Source organism: Ruegeria sp. BI7, from assembly GCF_056537925.1.
In genome coordinates this window covers 261,002-277,589 of record NZ_JBQFSK010000001.1, presented here as the reverse complement: position 1 = coordinate 277,589, position 16,588 = coordinate 261,002, and the positions used below count along the sequence as shown (strand labels likewise).

Annotated in this window: 16 protein-coding genes and 2 tRNA genes; 11 read left to right on the top strand and 7 right to left on the bottom strand. The window is 57.4% G+C overall.

The window, feature by feature from the left end:
• Window positions 1–2: 2 nt before the first annotated feature.
• A complete protein-coding gene (gene mraZ, locus ACR0JB_RS01415) occupies window positions 3–506 on the bottom strand; it encodes a division/cell wall cluster transcriptional repressor MraZ (protein ID WP_170348028.1) in 504 nt (167 codons plus the stop codon).
• A gap of 909 nt (window positions 507–1,415) precedes the next feature.
• Between mraZ and ACR0JB_RS01410 the strand changes: the two genes are divergently transcribed.
• Window positions 1,416–1,640 carry a DUF1127 domain-containing protein gene (locus ACR0JB_RS01410; protein WP_170374516.1) on the top strand — a complete coding sequence of 75 codons (225 nt, stop codon included), beginning with the start codon at window positions 1,416–1,418 and terminating at the stop codon, window positions 1,638–1,640.
• 56 nt (window positions 1,641–1,696) lie between these two features.
• Here ACR0JB_RS01410 and ACR0JB_RS01405 read toward each other — a convergent pair whose 3' ends face one another.
• Entirely contained in the window at window positions 1,697–2,107 is a 411-nt protein-coding gene (locus ACR0JB_RS01405) for a hypothetical protein (RefSeq protein ID WP_170395639.1), read from the bottom strand.
• A 52-nt stretch (window positions 2,108–2,159) separates the two neighbouring features.
• On the bottom strand, window positions 2,160–4,556 hold the full coding sequence (locus ACR0JB_RS01400; RefSeq protein ID WP_480789626.1) for an ATP-dependent helicase: 2,397 nt from the start codon (window positions 4,554–4,556) through the stop codon (window positions 2,160–2,162).
• 189 nt (window positions 4,557–4,745) lie between these two features.
• Here ACR0JB_RS01400 and ACR0JB_RS01395 point away from each other — a divergent pair, with 189 nt between their 5' ends.
• The 4 genes from ACR0JB_RS01395 (at window position 4,746) to ACR0JB_RS01380 (ending at window position 11,751) form a co-directional block, all read left to right on the top strand.
• Window positions 4,746–6,533 carry a sensor domain-containing diguanylate cyclase gene (locus ACR0JB_RS01395; protein WP_480789625.1) on the top strand — a complete coding sequence of 596 codons (1,788 nt, stop codon included), beginning with the start codon at window positions 4,746–4,748 and terminating at the stop codon, window positions 6,531–6,533.
• Window positions 6,534–6,572: 39 nt separating this feature from the next.
• Complete coding sequence (locus ACR0JB_RS01390; RefSeq protein WP_170504693.1) at window positions 6,573–7,709, top strand: alpha-hydroxy acid oxidase; 1,137 nt, start codon at window positions 6,573–6,575, stop codon at window positions 7,707–7,709.
• A 146-nt stretch (window positions 7,710–7,855) separates the two neighbouring features.
• Window positions 7,856–11,293 (top strand): pyruvate carboxylase, encoded by a 3,438-nt coding sequence (locus ACR0JB_RS01385; protein ID WP_170395631.1) that lies wholly within the window; start codon window positions 7,856–7,858, stop codon window positions 11,291–11,293.
• Window positions 11,294–11,367: 74 nt separating this feature from the next.
• Entirely contained in the window at window positions 11,368–11,751 is a 384-nt protein-coding gene (locus ACR0JB_RS01380) for an MAPEG family protein (RefSeq protein WP_170395628.1), read from the top strand.
• Window positions 11,752–11,767: 16 nt separating this feature from the next.
• Here ACR0JB_RS01380 and ACR0JB_RS01375 read toward each other — a convergent pair whose 3' ends face one another.
• Window positions 11,768–11,920, bottom strand: coding sequence for a hypothetical protein (locus tag ACR0JB_RS01375; protein WP_170374500.1), 153 nt, complete (start codon window positions 11,918–11,920; stop codon window positions 11,768–11,770).
• A 148-nt stretch (window positions 11,921–12,068) separates the two neighbouring features.
• Between ACR0JB_RS01375 and ACR0JB_RS01370 the strand changes: the two genes are divergently transcribed.
• The 3 genes from ACR0JB_RS01370 (at window position 12,069) to ACR0JB_RS01360 (ending at window position 13,204) form a co-directional block, all read left to right on the top strand.
• Window positions 12,069–12,143, top strand: a tRNA-Gly gene (locus ACR0JB_RS01370).
• Between the two features lie 34 nt (window positions 12,144–12,177).
• Window positions 12,178–12,252 (top strand) — tRNA-Gly (locus ACR0JB_RS01365).
• Window positions 12,253–12,337: 85 nt separating this feature from the next.
• Window positions 12,338–13,204 carry a GNAT family N-acetyltransferase gene (locus tag ACR0JB_RS01360; protein WP_170374497.1) on the top strand — a complete coding sequence of 289 codons (867 nt, stop codon included), beginning with the start codon at window positions 12,338–12,340 and terminating at the stop codon, window positions 13,202–13,204.
• On the opposite strand, the gene ACR0JB_RS01355 is transcribed toward ACR0JB_RS01360, so the two are convergent.
• Entirely contained in the window at window positions 13,201–13,440 is a 240-nt protein-coding gene (locus ACR0JB_RS01355) for an Lrp/AsnC family transcriptional regulator (protein ID WP_170331970.1), read from the bottom strand. The genes ACR0JB_RS01360 and ACR0JB_RS01355 overlap by 4 nt on opposite strands.
• Before the next feature lie 154 nt (window positions 13,441–13,594).
• On the opposite strand from ACR0JB_RS01355, the gene hisB reads away from it, so the two are divergent.
• On the top strand, window positions 13,595–14,182 hold the full coding sequence (gene hisB / locus ACR0JB_RS01350; protein WP_170348018.1) for an imidazoleglycerol-phosphate dehydratase HisB: 588 nt from the start codon (window positions 13,595–13,597) through the stop codon (window positions 14,180–14,182).
• On the top strand, window positions 14,183–14,821 hold the full coding sequence (gene hisH, locus ACR0JB_RS01345; RefSeq protein WP_170395626.1) for an imidazole glycerol phosphate synthase subunit HisH: 639 nt from the start codon (window positions 14,183–14,185) through the stop codon (window positions 14,819–14,821).
• A gap of 4 nt (window positions 14,822–14,825) precedes the next feature.
• Here hisH and ACR0JB_RS01340 read toward each other — a convergent pair whose 3' ends face one another.
• On the bottom strand, window positions 14,826–15,227 hold the full coding sequence (locus tag ACR0JB_RS01340; RefSeq protein WP_170360309.1) for a DUF2147 domain-containing protein: 402 nt from the start codon (window positions 15,225–15,227) through the stop codon (window positions 14,826–14,828).
• Window positions 15,228–15,361: 134 nt separating this feature from the next.
• Between ACR0JB_RS01340 and hisA the strand changes: the two genes are divergently transcribed.
• Window positions 15,362–16,084, top strand: coding sequence for a 1-(5-phosphoribosyl)-5-[(5-phosphoribosylamino)methylideneamino]imidazole-4-carboxamide isomerase (hisA, locus tag ACR0JB_RS01335; RefSeq protein ID WP_170395624.1), 723 nt, complete (start codon window positions 15,362–15,364; stop codon window positions 16,082–16,084).
• Between the two features lie 49 nt (window positions 16,085–16,133).
• Here hisA and ACR0JB_RS01330 read toward each other — a convergent pair whose 3' ends face one another.
• Complete coding sequence (locus ACR0JB_RS01330) at window positions 16,134–16,580, bottom strand: DUF302 domain-containing protein (protein WP_254429466.1); 447 nt, start codon at window positions 16,578–16,580, stop codon at window positions 16,134–16,136.
• Between the last annotated feature and the right edge of the window lie 8 nt (window positions 16,581–16,588).

Genomic DNA, 16,588 nt, shown 5'->3' with positions numbered 1-16,588 from the left:
CGTCACGCGTCCCCGACGCCATCTAGGAACTCCAGAGGATCGAAATCCTCGGGCTGTTCGTCCAGCCAATCTTCGGCGGCTGCCAGCTCTTCAGACTCATATGTCTCAGGCTTCCAGATTTGGAACGTATCACCCGCGGCAATAAAGAACGCCTCGTTTTCAAGGCCGATCTTGGTGCGCAACTTGGCTGGCAGCACAAGGCGACCCGTCTCATCCACGGTGGTTGGGAAGGACTGACCGTGGAACATGCGCTGCAGCATCTTCCGCTGCATCGAACCACGCGGAAGCGCGTCAATCTTGTGATCGACCTCGTCAATCGCCTGCATGGTATAGCATTCAAGGAATTTGCGGCGGTGATCTCCATAGACGATCACCAGTTCGGGGGTATCACCGGGCTGCCAGTTCGGGTCCGAAGCTTCAAGCACACGGCGAAACGAGGCCGGGATCGACACCCTGCCCTTCGTATCCACCTTGTGGTGGCTTTCACCTCTAAACCTGCGCGCCAAGACGACTGTCCCTTTCGCTTGCGCCCCACCCAAAATTCACGTTCCCCCCGGATGAAAAACGGCGGGTTGATCTGCTGCCACTGATCAACCCGCCGCATTGACCCGCTTTGCGGGATGTCCAGCTGCGCGCGCCACCTGGGGGGATGTCTGCTCGCCCGCGCGCCGGATCTCTTGATTGATGAAAGCGAGATGCCTGTATGAAACCTGTTTTTATTGGTTCGGGGTCGTTTGGCGCCCCATGTGCCTCGTCCTCATCGGATAAACAAGGGATGCCATGGGAATTCATGGAAATCAATAGGAAACTTCAAGGTACTTAAGCAAGAATCGCAATATAGACACATGGCAATCAATTGAAAACCACCCGCGTTACACCATAATTAGAATTCATATCGAGGCAAAATACCATATATAGATAAAAATTTGCACTGAACATCATGTCCCATGAATTCCCAAAAATTTTTCAGATTCTTGAAAATTCAATCACCCAGAGGTCAATCTCACAGCTTCCACCGTACGAATCACCTTCCATTTGCGGCCCCCTATGCAAATCGCCAAGGCATTCCCAGGCGTCGCCCATGATTTCCCATGCACACCGGAACACTCTTTTAGTGAGGCAAGAGGCGCACCTTAATCAAAAGATGCTCAACTTAGAAACATCGCGCTTAAAGAAGCGGCAATTTTTACTAACCAGTAAAATTCGGAAGATTGCCACCGTGGGCAAGGCACTCATAAAACTCCTGTTTTTAAGGCCCAAATGACAACAGCACACCAACACGTTGATATCTATGCATTTGCTGCATAGCAGCATTGACGAGTTCACCTATTGTGCATGTGCAGCATTTCCTTATCTTCATCCTCAAGCAAACGCCGAGACACAGCGGCAAAGACAAAACATATCGGGTAACACAGATGGCTGTAGCAACACATCAGACCGCGCTCAAAGGCGCACCGGCAACCGGCCTGGCATCACTGATTGAGGCTGCAAAAACCAGGTTCGTTCGGTACCGGGTCTACCGCCGGACCGTGAATGAACTGTCCGAACTGTCGAACCGAGAGCTGGCCGATCTGGGCCTGCACCGTTCGATGATCCGCCGCGTGGCAATGCAGGCGGCCGAAGAATACGTCGCGCACTAAGCGCGCACTGACATAACCGAGATCAGGTCCTTCCTCCTCCCTTTAGGATCTGTATTTCAGCGGCGATATCTCTCCTCCTCCCTGATATCGCCGCACTTTATACCGGCCCTGAACGTCGGACACTGACACACCGGGTACTTCTCCTCCCTTTCCCGGTGTTGAAAGCGCGCGGTGACGTCTTCCTCCTCCCTGACGTCGCCGCGACTTACACATACCGGGATCAAACCCGGATTCGGATACATCAGGGCTCTTCTCCTCCCTGCCTTGATGTTGAAAGCCCGCGGCGACACCTCTCCTCCTCCCTGGTGTCGCCGCGACTTACACATACCGGGATCAAACCCGGGTTCGGATACATCGGGGCTCTTCTCCTCCCTGCCCTGATGTTGAAAAGAACGGCGGTTCCCCTCCTCCTCCCTGGGAACCGCCGTTTTTCTTTTTTCACAAATGAAACAGGGCGCCGCAGCCATGGCCGGGCGCCCCAAAAAACCGAGCATGTGCCGTCAGGCACATTCCTTTTGATTAAAAGGGTATGTCGTCCTTGGCCGACAGGAACCGCGAGACCACCTTTTTGGTGCCCGCCTTTTCGAAATCCACCTCGACCTTGTCGCCTTCGATGCCGACCACCGCGCCATAGCCGAATTTCTGATGAAACACGCGCTCGCCCAAAGTGAAACTAGCGACGGCGGTTGCATCGATCACCGTATTGCGGCTTTCGCGTGGCTGAGACATCCCATACTGCCCCTGTCGCGCCTGCATCCGCTTCCAACCGGGGGAGTTATAGACATTTGCCTCGGCCGCGCGGTTTTCGATACCCGCCGCAGGCTGACCACCGCCATACAGACCCGGAGGTGTCAGCACCTCAACATGATCTTCGGGCAGTTCGTCGATAAACCGCGACGGCATCGAATTTTGCCACTGGCCGAACACGCGCCGATTTGCGGCGAAGGATATCGTACAAACTTCTTCCGCGCGGGTGATGCCCACATAGGCCAGCCGTCGCTCTTCCTCGAGACCCTTAAGGCCGGATTCGTCCATCGACCTTTGCGACGGGAACAACCCGTCTTCCCACCCGGGGAGGAATACGGCAGGAAACTCCAGTCCCTTGGCTGCGTGTAGAGTCATGATCGAGACCTTGGCTCCATCCCCCTCCTGCTCATTGTCCATGACCAGACTGACATGTTCCAGAAAGCCTTGCAGGTTCTCGAAATTGTCGAGCTGGTTAACCAGTTCCTTAAGGTTCTCCAGTCGTCCCGGCGCTTCGGGCGTTTTTTCGTTTTGCCAATGCGCGGTATAGCCGGATTCATCCAGAACGATTTGCGCCAGTTCGATATGCGACACCTCTGGCTCGCCGAACCGCATGGGCGCAGTGCCGTCATCAATCACCGAATCGTCGTCGACCTCGATCCGCGGCCCGCGGGTCATCGCATTCCAGCGCGCCAAACCATCGATCAACTCGCGCAGCGCCTTACCGCCCTTGCCCTTGATCAACCCATTGTCGACTGCAATCCGCGCGCCTTCGACCAGTGACACACCATGCTCGCGCGCTGTCATCTGAATCGTCTGCTGTGCCTTGTCCCCAAGGCCGCGTTTCGGAGTGTTCACAATCCGCTCAAACGCCAGATCATCGCCGGGGCTGACCACCAGCCGGAAATAAGCCATGGCATCGCGGATCTCCATCCGCTCATAGAAACGCGGGCCGCCAATAACCTTGTAGGGTAAACCGATGGTCAGGAACCGGTCTTCAAACGCGCGCATCTGATGCGAAGCACGGACCAGAATGGCAATCTCATCCAGATTAAAGGGCCGCGCACCCCGAGTTCCACCTTGCATCGCGTCGATCTCTTCGCCGATCCAACGGGCCTCCTCCTCGCCATCCCAGTGGCCGATCAGACGAACTTTTTCGCCCTCTTGCGCGTCGGTCCAAAGTTCCTTGCCCAGACGGTTTTCGTTTCCGCGGATGACATTCGACGCAGCGGCCAGAATATGCGGGGTCGAGCGATAGTTCTGTTCTAACCGTACCACGTAAGCGCCGGGAAAGTCTTTTTCGAACCGCAGGATGTTGCCTACTTCGGCCCCGCGCCAGCCATAGATCGACTGGTCATCATCGCCTACGCAGCAAATATTCTTATGCGCCCCGGCCAGCAGGCGCAGCCATAAATACTGGGCCACGTTGGTATCCTGATACTCGTCCACCAGAATATAGCGGAACCAGCATTGATATTGCTCCAACACATCATGATGCGTTTGAAAGATCGTGACCATGTGCAACAGCAGGTCGCCGAAATCCACCGCGTTCAGCTCGCGCAGGCGGACTTGATACTGAGCGTAAAGCTCAATGCCCTTGTTGTTATAGGCCCCAGCATCCGCTGCGGGCACCTTGTCTGGCGTCAGAGCGCGGTTTTTCCAATCGTCGATGATTCCGGCCAGCATTCGTGCGGGCCAGCGTTTGTCGTCGATATTGGCGGCCTGAATCAACTGCTTAAGCAAACGCAATTGATCGTCCGTATCCAGGATGGTGAAATTCGACTTCAACCCTGCAAGCTCAGCATGGCGCCGCAGTAGCTTGACGCAGATAGAATGAAAGGTGCCAAGCCAAGGCATCCCTTCGGCCGGTTGACCCAACAGGCGACCCACCCGGTCTTTCATTTCACGTGCGGCCTTGTTGGTGAATGTCACCGACAGAATCTCATTCGGTCGCGCCCGCGCAGTGCTGAGCAAGTGGGCAATACGCGCGGTCAGGGCCTTGGTTTTACCCGTCCCCGCCCCGGCCAGCATCAAAACCGGACCGTCCAACCGCTCAACCGCGTCACGTTGCGCCGGGTTCAACTCATCCAGATAAGGTGCGGGCCGCGCTGCCATGGCGCGTGCCGAAAGCGATGCGCCCTCAAAGGCGTCCATTTCGTCGAAACTGCTCATGCCTCCAAACTACGCTGGTTCCGCGACAAGGGAAAGGGTTTGTTCACGGCTTGTTCGCCTAAAAAGCAACAAATCCTTAGCTACAGCTCTGAGTAATTCGAGCTTTTTTGTCTGCACCTATGCCGGTCTCGTTAACTCTCTCTCAAACTCTGGCCTCAATGCTGATGTCAGATTGCGGGAGGACGGGATATGAAACTCACGGCTCGGGGACGGCTTGCCCATCGGGTAAAATGGGCGGGGATCACCGTTTTGTTGATAGCGCTGGCGGCGGTTGCAGGTTGGGGAGTCTATTCTCTTCCGGCACCGGTTGTGGACCGAATGCTGAAAACTGACATATTGAAACAGTCCGAACTGTGGAAACGCCGCGTTGTTCTGCATCTAAAAGATCCCGAAACGGCGCTGCAAACCGGCAAGATCGACCCGCATGATGCCGAATTTCTTTCTTTGATGCCCGAAGCGTCGGATGTGTATCGGTTCAAAATGTTCGACACGGCCGGGCGCGTTGTCTGGTCAACACGTCCCGAGGAAATCGGATCCTACGAAACGCGTGCCTTTTTCCGCAGTGATGTTGCACGCGGAATGACGCATTATATTCAGGAAGCGCTCCAACTGTCTGAGATCGACGGACTCGACCTGCATTCCGAAAGCACGCGTACCGCCGTGCAACATCAGGTGGCTGAGGTGTTCGTTCCGATCACAAAAAACGGACGCTTCATCGGCGCGATTGAGTTTTTCACCGATTTCACCGATCTGCGCACAACATTTATTACCCGACTGAGGGTTTCACTTTCGATCCTTTGCGGCATTGCTCTGTTCGCTTTGGCCAGCGTCTCATTGGTGACATATCGCACCAACCGTCTGCAGGTACGCGCGCTGCAACGGCAATCAGCCAAAGAACGCAACCTGATGGATGAACAACTTAGGTTGGCGCGTGAGGTGCGCCTGTTGGGCGAATTGAATGAATGGCTACAGTCGAGCCGATCTCTGGATGAACTGTTCGACATGGTTTCACGGTTTATGACCCACATCCTGCCCGAGGCAGAGGGCAGCGTGTATGTCTACTCCAACTCGCGCGATGTTCTTGATGGCTGCGCAAGCTGGAACGGCGGCACTCACAAGGCGCATATCCACCCTGAAGGATGCTGGGGTCTGCGTCGCGGTCGCACATACCAATACGGCGCGTCTGAGATTGATTTTGTCTGCGAACATGCCGAACCCCATGATGGCCGCCCCTATTTCTGTTTTCCCATTCTGGCGCATGGCGAAACAGTTGGCCTGCTCCATCTGCGGGCGCATGAAGGCAGCCAAAAAGTTTTTCATTCCAATAGAAAACTGGCCCAACTGTGTGCAGAACAGATCAGCATGGCGATTGCAAACGTGCGGATGCGGGACCAATTGCATGACCAATCGGTCCGTGATCCGCTGACCGGCTTGTTCAATCGTCGGCATATGACCGACACGTTGCGCAAATCCATTAGCCGAAGCCAACAGACTGGCGCACCGCTGAGCCTGATAGCCGTGGATGTGGATCACTTCAAGAAATTCAACGACACCTATGGTCATGATGCGGGCGACATGGTGCTGCGCGCGGTGGGCTCGGCCTTGGAGCAGGGCTGTGACCGGGACGAGGTTGCCTGCCGCATCGGAGGTGAGGAATTCATGCTGATCCTACCCGACAACACCCCCGAAGACGCCATGACCCGGGCCGAACAAATGCGGCAGGCGGTCGAGGCCGTCTCGGTCCGCTATGGTGAGAAATCACTGCCGCGCATCACGATTTCCGTTCGCGTTGCCCATTATCCTGCGCACGGTTCTATGCCGCAGGATTTGATGCGTGCATCGGATGACGCCCTGTATGTGGCCAAAGACAAGGGCCGAAATCAAGTGCAGGTCGCCAATGGCGCTGATCCGGCACAGGGTAAAAAAAGCAAGCCCGAGCAACCGACCAAATCGACAACTCAGGCATCAGCGGCCTGAAAACCTTGCAGAATCACTGTGTAGGTCGGATCAATTCGTATGGACCTGCACAGCTCATTCCCCAGCATTGGCGATCTGAAACGCCACGCACGGCGCAAGGTTCCGCATTTCGTCTGGGAATATCTGGATAGCGGTACAGGGTCCGAGGTCACGCTGCACAAAAACAGGGCCGCACTGGATGATGTGGAGTTTTTACCCTCAATCCTGCATGGTCCTATCGAATGTGACACCAGAACACAGTTTTTGGGCCAAGACTTTCCCTTGCCCTTCGGTATTGCGCCAATTGGAATGTCGGGGCTGATCTGGCCGGATGCTGAGAAATTGCTGGCCCTCGCCGGTGCCAAGGCAGGGTTGCCGTATACTTTGTCGACCGTCGCCAGCCAAAGCCCCGAGGATCTGGCTCCTCATCTTGGTCAAAACGCCTGGTTTCAACTTTACCCTCCAAAGGACCCGGATATTCGCGCGGACATGTTAGGTCGCATCAAAGCCGCCGGGTTTTCAACGCTTGTTCTGACAGTTGACGTCCCGGTTGCATCGCGGCGCGAACGGCAGGTGCGATCTGGCCTTACCCATCCACCCAGACTGACGCCACGTTTGCTGGCGCAGATCGCCCAGCGCCCGACTTGGGCCTTGGGCATGGCGCGACATGGTATGCCGCGAATGAGGACGCTCGACAAATACATCGATGGCGATAGCGCGCTGTCCCCCACGGCGCATATCGGATACCTGCTGCGCACATCGCCGGATATGGACTATGTCAAATGGTTGCGCGATGCATGGGATGGTCCGTTCGTTGTGAAAGGCGTGATGCGCGCCGAAGACGCGGCTCGCCTGAAAAAAGCCGGTGTTGATGCGCTCTGGGTCTCGAATCACGGTGGGCGGCAGTTCGATGGCGCCCCGGCTAGCATTTGCGCGCTTCCCGCCATACGAGCGGCCACAGACTTGCCGCTGATCTTTGACAGTGGCGTTGAAGGCGGGCTTGATGTTCTGCGAGCTTTGGCGCTTGGGGCGGATTTCGTCATGCTGGGGCGGGGTTTTCTTTATGGGTTGGCTGCCCTTGGGTCACGCGGCCCGGCCCATGTCATCGACATTCTGCGACAGGACATGCTGGCGAATATGGGCCAGATGGGTTTGGCAAAGTTGGATCAACTTACGCTACGTCAATACAGCAATTGATGCTGCAGCGCAGAATTGCTAGTAAGTTTGCGCCACCAAGCGGCGTTTGCGAGCGTTAACATGCCGGTTCTACCCAGAACGACTGATATACGAGCGCGTATTGTCCGCCTATGAATACGGCCAAACCACCAAGACCGGGACCTGATATGACCAACTTCAACAAGATCCTGATCGCCAATCGCGGCGAGATAGCCATTCGCGTGATGCGCGCAGCAAACGAGATGGGCAAACGCACCGTCGCTGTCTTCGCCGAAGAAGATAAGCTGGGCCTGCACCGGTTCAAGGCGGATGAGGCCTATCGCATCGGCGAAGGGATGGGACCGGTTGCTGCCTATCTGAGCATCGACGAGATCATCCGCGTGGCCAAGGAATGCGGCGCGGACGCGATCCACCCGGGCTATGGCCTGCTGTCCGAGAATCCCGATTTCGTGGATGCCTGCGTTCAGAATGGCATCACCTTCATCGGTCCCAAAGCTGAAACCATGCGTGCGCTTGGTGACAAGGCCAGCGCACGACGTGTGGCTATCGCGGCGGGCGTACCCGTCATCCCGGCGACCGAGGTTCTGGGCGATGACATGGACGCGATCCGCAAGGAAGCTGCCGAGATCGGTTATCCGCTGATGCTCAAGGCCAGTTGGGGTGGCGGCGGACGCGGGATGCGCCCGATCGAATCCGAGGACGAGCTGGAAGAAAAGGTTCTGGAAGGCCGCCGTGAGGCCGAGGCTGCGTTCGGCAACGGCGAGGGGTATCTGGAAAAGATGATCACCCGCGCCCGCCATGTCGAGGTGCAAATTCTCGGCGACAAACATGGCGAGATCTATCACCTCTATGAACGCGACTGTTCGGTCCAGCGCCGGAACCAGAAGGTCGTGGAACGCGCCCCTGCCCCGTATCTGTCCGAAGAACAGCGCGCGGAAATCTGCGAACTGGGCCGTAAAATCTGCGCCCATGTGAACTATGAATGCGCGGGTACTGTCGAATTCCTGATGGATATGGAAACCGGCAAGTTCTACTTCATCGAAGTGAACCCGCGCGTGCAGGTGGAACACACCGTCACCGAAGAAGTCACCGGCATCGACATCGTGCAGGCGCAGATCCTGATCGCCGAGGGCAAAACCCTGGCCGAGGCCACAGGTGCCGCCAGCCAAGCCGATGTGCATCTGAACGGTCACGCACTGCAGACCCGGATCACCACCGAAGACCCGCAGAACAACTTCATCCCTGATTACGGCCGCATCACCGCCTATCGCTCGGCCACGGGTATGGGTATCCGTCTGGATGGCGGCACGGCTTATGCGGGTGGCGTGATTACGCGGTACTATGACTCGTTGCTGACAAAGGTGACCGCCAAGGCCCCAACGCCCGACGCGGCGATTGCCCGGATGGACCGGGCCCTGCGCGAGTTCCGTATTCGCGGCGTCAGCACCAATATCGACTTTGTCATCAACCTGCTGAAACACCCGACCTTCCTGTCGAATGAATACACCACCAAATTCATCGACACGACGCCGGACCTGTTCACCTTCAAGCGTCGTCGCGACCGCGGCACCAAGGTTCTGACCTATATCGCGGATATCACCGTGAACGGGCATCCCGAGACCGCAGATCGTCCCGCCCCGCGCGCTGATCTAAAAGAAGCCAAAGCCCCCGCGCCCAAAGCCGAGCCGCAAATGGGCACCCGCAATCTGCTGGAGCAAAAGGGCCCGCAGGCTGTAGCCGACTGGATGAAGGCGCAGCGTCAGCTGCTGATCACCGACACCACTATGCGTGATGGCCACCAGTCGCTGCTGGCCACCCGGATGCGCTCAATCGACATGATCAAGGTGGCACCGACCTATGCGGCCAACCTGCCACAACTGTTCAGCGTCGAATGCTGGGGCGGCGCAACTTTCGATGTGGCCTATCGCTTTTTGCAGGAATGCCCGTGGCAGCGCCTGCGTGACCTGCGCGAAACGATGCCGAACCTGATGACACAAATGCTGCTGCGCGGGGCGAACGGGGTTGGCTACACCAACTATCCCGACAATGTGGTACAGGAATTCGTACGTCAGGCGTCCAAGAATATCGACGTGTTCCGCGTGTTCGACTCGCTAAACTGGGTCGAGAACATGCGCGTTGCGATGGATGCAGTGGTCGAGAATGGCAAAATCTGCGAAGGCACCGTTTGCTATACCGGTGACATTCTGGACCCGGACCGCTCCAAGTATGACCTGAAATACTATGTCGGCATGGCGAAAGAGTTGCGCGATGCAGGGGCACACGTTCTGGGCCTGAAGGACATGGCGGGTTTGCTGAAACCGGCCTCGGCCAAGATTCTGATCCGGGCGCTGAAAGAAGAGGTCGGGCTACCGATCCACTTCCACACGCACGACACCGCCGGCATCGCCAGCGCCACCATTCTGGCCGCATCCGAGGCCGGCGTAGACGCGGTGGATTGCGCGATGGACAGCTTCAGCGGCAACACCTCGCAGGCAACGCTGGGCACTGTGGTCGAAGCGCTGCGCCATACCGAGCGCGACACCGGGCTGGATATCAAGGCAATCCGGGAGATCAGCGATTACTTCGAGGCAGTGCGCGGCCAGTACGCGGCTTTTGAGTCCAGCCTTCAAGCCCCCGCGTCTGAGGTGTATCTGCACGAAATGCCAGGTGGTCAGTTCACCAATCTCAAGGCACAGGCGCGCAGCCTCGGCCTTGAAGAGCGTTGGCACGAAGTGGCGCAGATGTATGCGGACGTGAACCAGATGTTCGGTGATATCGTGAAAGTAACACCGTCATCCAAGGTCGTCGGTGACATGGCGCTGATGATGGTCAGTCAGAACATGACACGTGACGATGTGGAAAGCCCAGATTCTGACGTGGCCTTCCCCGACTCGGTCGTCGACATGATGCGTGGCAATCTGGGTCAGCCTCCTGGAGGGTTCCCGGACACCATCATCAAGAAGGTGCTAAAAGACGAGGCCCCGAACACCGACCGCCCGGGCAAGGACGTGCCGGCGGTTGATCTGGAAGCCACCCGCGCCGAGCTATCCAAGCAATTGGAAGGCAAAGAGGTCGATGACGAGGATCTGAACGGCTACCTGATGTATCCCAAGGTCTTCCTGGACTACATGGGCCGTCACCGCGTCTATGGTCCGGTCCGCACCCTACCCACGCGCACGTTCTTCTATGGCATGGAGCCAGGCGAAGAGATCACCGCCGAGATCGATCCGGGCAAGACATTGGAAATCCGCTGTCAGGCCATCGGCGATACGGATGAAAAGGGCGAGGTCAAAGTCTTCTTCGAACTGAACGGCCAGCCCCGCGTGATCCGGGTACCGAACCGCATGGTCACTTCGACCACGCAGGCGCGGCCCAAGGCCGAGGCGGGCAACCACGACCATGTCGGCGCACCGATGCCAGGTGTTGTGGCCACTGTCGCCGTCACAGCTGGTCAGCAGGTCAAGGAAGGCGACATGCTGCTGACCATCGAAGCGATGAAAATGGAAACCGGCATCCACGCCGAACGCGACGCGACGGTCAAGGCCGTTCACGTGCAGCCCGGAGGCCAGATTGACGCTAAGGACCTGCTGGTCGAACTGGAATAACCGGTTTAGCTTTCTAAATTAACAAGGGCCGCGCGGGGAACTGGGCGGCCTTTTTTACGCCGAGGAGGATCAAGATGCTGTCCGTCACCCCAATCTATGCCGCACTGCTGGCGATTTTGTACGTCGTGCTGAGTGCCAAGGTCATCAGCCAACGTCGCAGCGACAAGATTTCCTACGGCGACGGCGGGAATACGGCGATGCTCAAAGTGATGCGGACGCATTCCAACTTTGTCGAATACACACCCTTTGCCCTGCTGCTGATCGCGATGGTCGAACTGCAAGGCGCGGGTGGGCAGCTGCTGAACCTGCTGGGACTGGCGCTGCTGAGTGGGCGGGTGATGCATGCCTATGGCTTCGGTCGCAGTCCGCAGATCGTGATTCTGCGCCAGATCGGGATGCTGCTGACCTTCACGGCCATTCTGGTGGCCGCAATTGCAAATCTCGTGCTGGCGCTCTGATCCGGCTGGCGGGGGCTTATCCCGCCAATATCTGCGTCTCAATCAGTGGTGCTTTCATTAGGACCGGCTCAACCTCGACCAGTTTGTCCTCATCTTCCGCACAGAACACGGCCGTCAACACGATCAGTGCGGCCAGCAGTGCCATTTTCATATCTGCAACCCGTATCATTTCCTCTCCTCGAACCCTCTTGTTTTATAATGCTCTGTGGTTTGAACGTGCGGCGGCGGGGTTTCCGTCGAAAGATTTTTCCGCCTTTTTGTCTTTTTCTGCTTGCAGGCCCGCGTGGGAATTTATACATCCCTCCTCACTCAACGGCGCGGGCGTAGCTCAGGGGTAGAGCATAACCTTGCCAAGGTTAGGGTCGGGCGTTCGAATCGCCTCGCCCGCTCCATTGAGAGGTCTTCGGACCAACATATGTATCTGATGCGGGCGTAGCTCAGGGGTAGAGCATAACCTTGCCAAGGTTAGGGTCGGGCGTTCGAATCGCCTCGCCCGCTCCAGATACAAACCCTTTCAAACACACTGGTTTCTTCGTAAGCGTTGCGCCATTCTGGCCGTGATTTCAATCATGCACGGAATTCGCCCATGTCGGACTATGTCATTCGCCCCCTTACTGCCGCCGAAGTCGAACACGCCGTGGATTGGGCCGGTCGCGAAGGGTGGAATCCGGGCAAACATGATGCCGAGTGCTTTCGCACGACAGACCCGGATGGGTTTCTGGGTGGGTTTCTGAATGGCGAGATGATCGCGTCGGTATCAGCGGTAAATTACGACGAAACCTTCGCATTCCTGGGGTTCTATATCGTCAAACCCGAGTTTCGCCACCATGGCCACGGGCTTGAGATCGCTCAGCATGCGTTGGCCCATTGTACCGGGCGCAATATGGGGCTGGATGGCGTGGTCGAGCAACAGGACAATTACCGCAAGTCCGGCTTTACCTTTGCCTATAACAACTATCGTTTTGCCGGCACGAAAAGTCGGATGTTGGCTAAGCTGGGAACCAGACAGAACGATCAAATCACCGATCTGACCCAAGCATCCGACGCCTTGAAAGACTATGATCGCGAACTGTTTCCCGCGCCACGCGACTTGTTTCTGGGCAACTGGCTGAGTGCCTATAGCCACGTATCGAAAGTCTTTACCGAGAACGGCAGAATCAGAGGGTACGCAACACTTCGCCCCTGCCTCACTGGGTATAAGGTTGGCCCCCTGTTTGCGGATAACTCCGACATCGCAAGGGCTTTGCTGGCCGCAATTCTGACTGCAATCCCTGAGGATCACAATGAGCATGAGGTTTTCGTGGACATGCCTCAACCCAACCCATCAGCGTTCGCGCTGGCCGATGAACTTGGGTTGGACAAGGTGTTCGAAACAGCCCGGATGTATTCAGACTACGAACCAGACATCGATCTGAGCCGCATCTTTGGCGTCACGACCTTTGAGCTTGGTTAAAACGCCTTGAACGTCATCGTGGTCAGCGACCGTTCGATATTGGGAATCACCAGCAGGTTTTCATTGATGAAATGGCCTACATCTTCGGTCTCGGGGATGTAAAGCTTTAGCAGCAGGTCAAACTCACCGCTGGTCGAATACAGCTCAGAATGGATTTCGCGCAGGGCGATTTCCTCGGCCACCTTGTAGGTAGTGCCGGGTTTGCAGCGAATCTGGATGAAAACGCAAGTGGACATGGGCCGTGCCTTGTTGGTTCAGTTTCCCGCAGGCTGGCATGGGCCGCGACCGGGCGCAATCCCCTGCAACAGTTTGCGGTGAATGCCACGCTTGGTCTGGATAAGGCGGGCCATCCCCGTCTATAAGCGCGCCTGTAGCAAAAGGAATTCGCCCATGCGCAGCGCAAAGATCAGCCGTCAAACCGCCGAGACCGAAATATCGGTCGAGGTCAATCTGGACGGCACCGGCACCTATGACAACCAGACCGGCGTCGGTTTCTTCGATCATATGCTGGACCAGCTGGCGCGCCATTCGCTGATCGACATGACGATCCGTGCCAAGGGTGATTATCACATCGACGACCACCACACGGTCGAGGATACCGGCATCGCGCTGGGTCAGGCGTTGACCCAGGCCCTAGGCGACAAAAAAGGTATTCGCCGCTATGGCGAATGCCACCTGCCCATGGATGACGCCCAGGTGCGGTGTGCGCTGGATCTGTCGGGCCGTCCGTTCCTGATCTGGAACGTGGACCTGCCGACGCCCAAGATCGGCGCGTTCGACACCGAACTGGTACGCGAGTTCTTTCAGGCGCTCAGCACCCATGGCGGCATCACGTTGCACATCGACCAGTTGCACGGCTTTAACAGCCACCACATTGCCGAGGCCGCGTTCAAAGCCGTCGCCCGCGCCCTGCGTCTGGCGGTTGAGACTGACCCGCGCAAGGCCGATGCGATTCCGTCGACAAAGGGCGCGCTGTAAATGCTCACGGCCATTATCGACTACGAAAGCGGCAACCTGCACTCGGCCGAAAAGGCGTTTCAGCGCATGGCGCGCGAAATGGATGCCGGTCAAGTCGTTGTGACCTCGGACGCGGATGTTGTGGCGCGGGCCGACCGTCTGGTTCTGCCCGGTGACGGCGCCTTTCCAGCCTGCGCGTCCGAACTGCGCGGCCACAAGGGCATCTATGACGCGATGGTCGAGGCGGTGGAACAAAATGGCCGCCCGTTTCTTGGCATCTGCGTCGGGATGCAGCTGATGGCCTCAAAAGGTCATGAATACACCGAGACCGACGGCCTGGATTGGGTGGCAGGTGATGTGCTGCGGATCGAACCCTCGGACGATGCGCTGAAAGTGCCTCATATGGGTTGGAACGATCTGGTGCTGGAAAGCGATCACCCAGTGTTCAGTGGCGTCAAAACGGGTGATCATGTCTATTTCGTCCACTCCTACCATTTTCGGGTAACAGACCCGGCAGAGCGGTTGGCTTTTGTGGACTATGGCCAAGAGGTCACGGCCGTGATTGGCCGCGACACAATGGTTGGCATGCAGTTCCACCCCGAGAAAAGCCAGGACGTGGGCCTACGCATGATCGGAAACTTCCTGACCTGGACGCCCTGAACGGTTACTGAACCCGCGTCCAAGTCTGCCCACGGCAGACCAGACCACCAGCAACACAGCCTTTGACAGTCAGCTCATTCTGACTGTCCAGTGTCATTTTCGAGTTGTAGGTCTTGTCGCGGTCTGGCGCCCAGATTTTTCCGCTGTCGTACTGACCATCCCCCTCGGGCACCATATCCCAGATGATCTGTTTGCCCAGGTTTTCATATTCCAACTGCTGGTTGCCATCACCGTCGAAGGCGCTGTCAATTGTGCCGCAAATCGCACTGCCACATTCCGCAATGGTTACATGCAGATAGCCGCCCGTATCCCCCGGCTGGGTCTTCCACAGCCCATCAACCGGGTCAGCCGCAAAGGCGGTGGTCGCCATGGTGGCAAAACCTGCTGCAAGTAGAAATTTCTTCATAATGCTCTCCCTGTGTTGCGATCACTCTGGCCCGGCGACCGGCTTCGGGCAAGAATGACTTTGCGTCGCGTTGCATCCCCTGCCCTGACTGTGCGATATCCCGCGCGACTGACCAAGATATAGGGCCGCCCGACATGATCCTCTACCCCGCCATCGACCTCAAAGACGGCCAGGCCGTGCGCCTGCTGCGCGGTGAAATGGACAAGGCCACCGTGTTCAACGACGATCCGGCCGCGCAAGCCCGCGCCTTTGTCGAGGCCGGGTGCGAGTGGCTGCATCTTGTCGATCTGAACGGCGCTTTTGCGGGTGAGCCGGTCAATGCCGCGCCGGTCGAGGCCATTCTGAAAGCCTGCAACGTGCCCGCGCAGTTGGGTGGCGGCATTCGCGACATGGCCACAATCGAAACCTGGATCGAAAAGGGCCTCGCTCGCGTAATTCTGGGTACGGTTGCAGTGGAAAACCCCGATCTGGTGCGTGAAGCAGCAAAGGCATTCCCCGGCAAGGTCGCTGTGGGCATTGACGCGCGGAACGGTATGGTGGCCACCAAGGGCTGGGCCGAAGAGACCGACGTTCAGGTCACCGATCTGGCCCGCAGTTTCGAGGATGCAGGCGTCGCAGCCATCATCTACACAGACATCAACCGCGATGGCGCGATGCAGGGCCCGAATATTGAAGCAACCGCCGATCTGGCCCACGCCGTCTCAATCCCGGTCATTGCCTCGGGAGGTGTCAGTTCGCTGGATGATCTCATCGCCCTGCGCGATTGCGGCGTCGAATTGAACGGGGCGATTTCTGGTCGGGCGCTCTATGACGGAGCCCTCGATCTGAAAGAGGCCCTGGCCACCCTGAGCAACTAGAGCGGGCCCAAATGCGCCAGCAAGAAGTGCAGCTGGCGCATTCCTGATGTTATTGAGCCGCGACCGAAGTCAGTTTGGCCAACGCACCGCGCATCTTTTCGATGACCGGAGATTTCTCGACGTCGTCAAGCTCATCCATGGTCTCTTTCGGGTCTTCATAAGCCAGCCAAACCTGACCGTTTTCATCCTCATAGGCTTGAACTTTCAGTGGCAGGAACAATCCCGCCCTCGGGTCGATCTGCATCGCGGGCGTTCCCAGCGCCGGGTTGCCGAAGATCAGCACCTGATTGGCTGGGATACTCAGCCCGACCTTTTCCGCACCAGCCGCGTGATCGACGCGCGCAAATACGGTCGCGCCTGCATTGCCAACGGCGGCTTCAAGTGCATCCATTACCTCGGGTACGGATTTAGCTGTGTTTACCTTGATGATATCGTCTGCCATCGCTGCGACGGTCCCCCCAAATACAAAAGCGGCTGTCAAAAAAAGTTTACGCATCTCTTTGA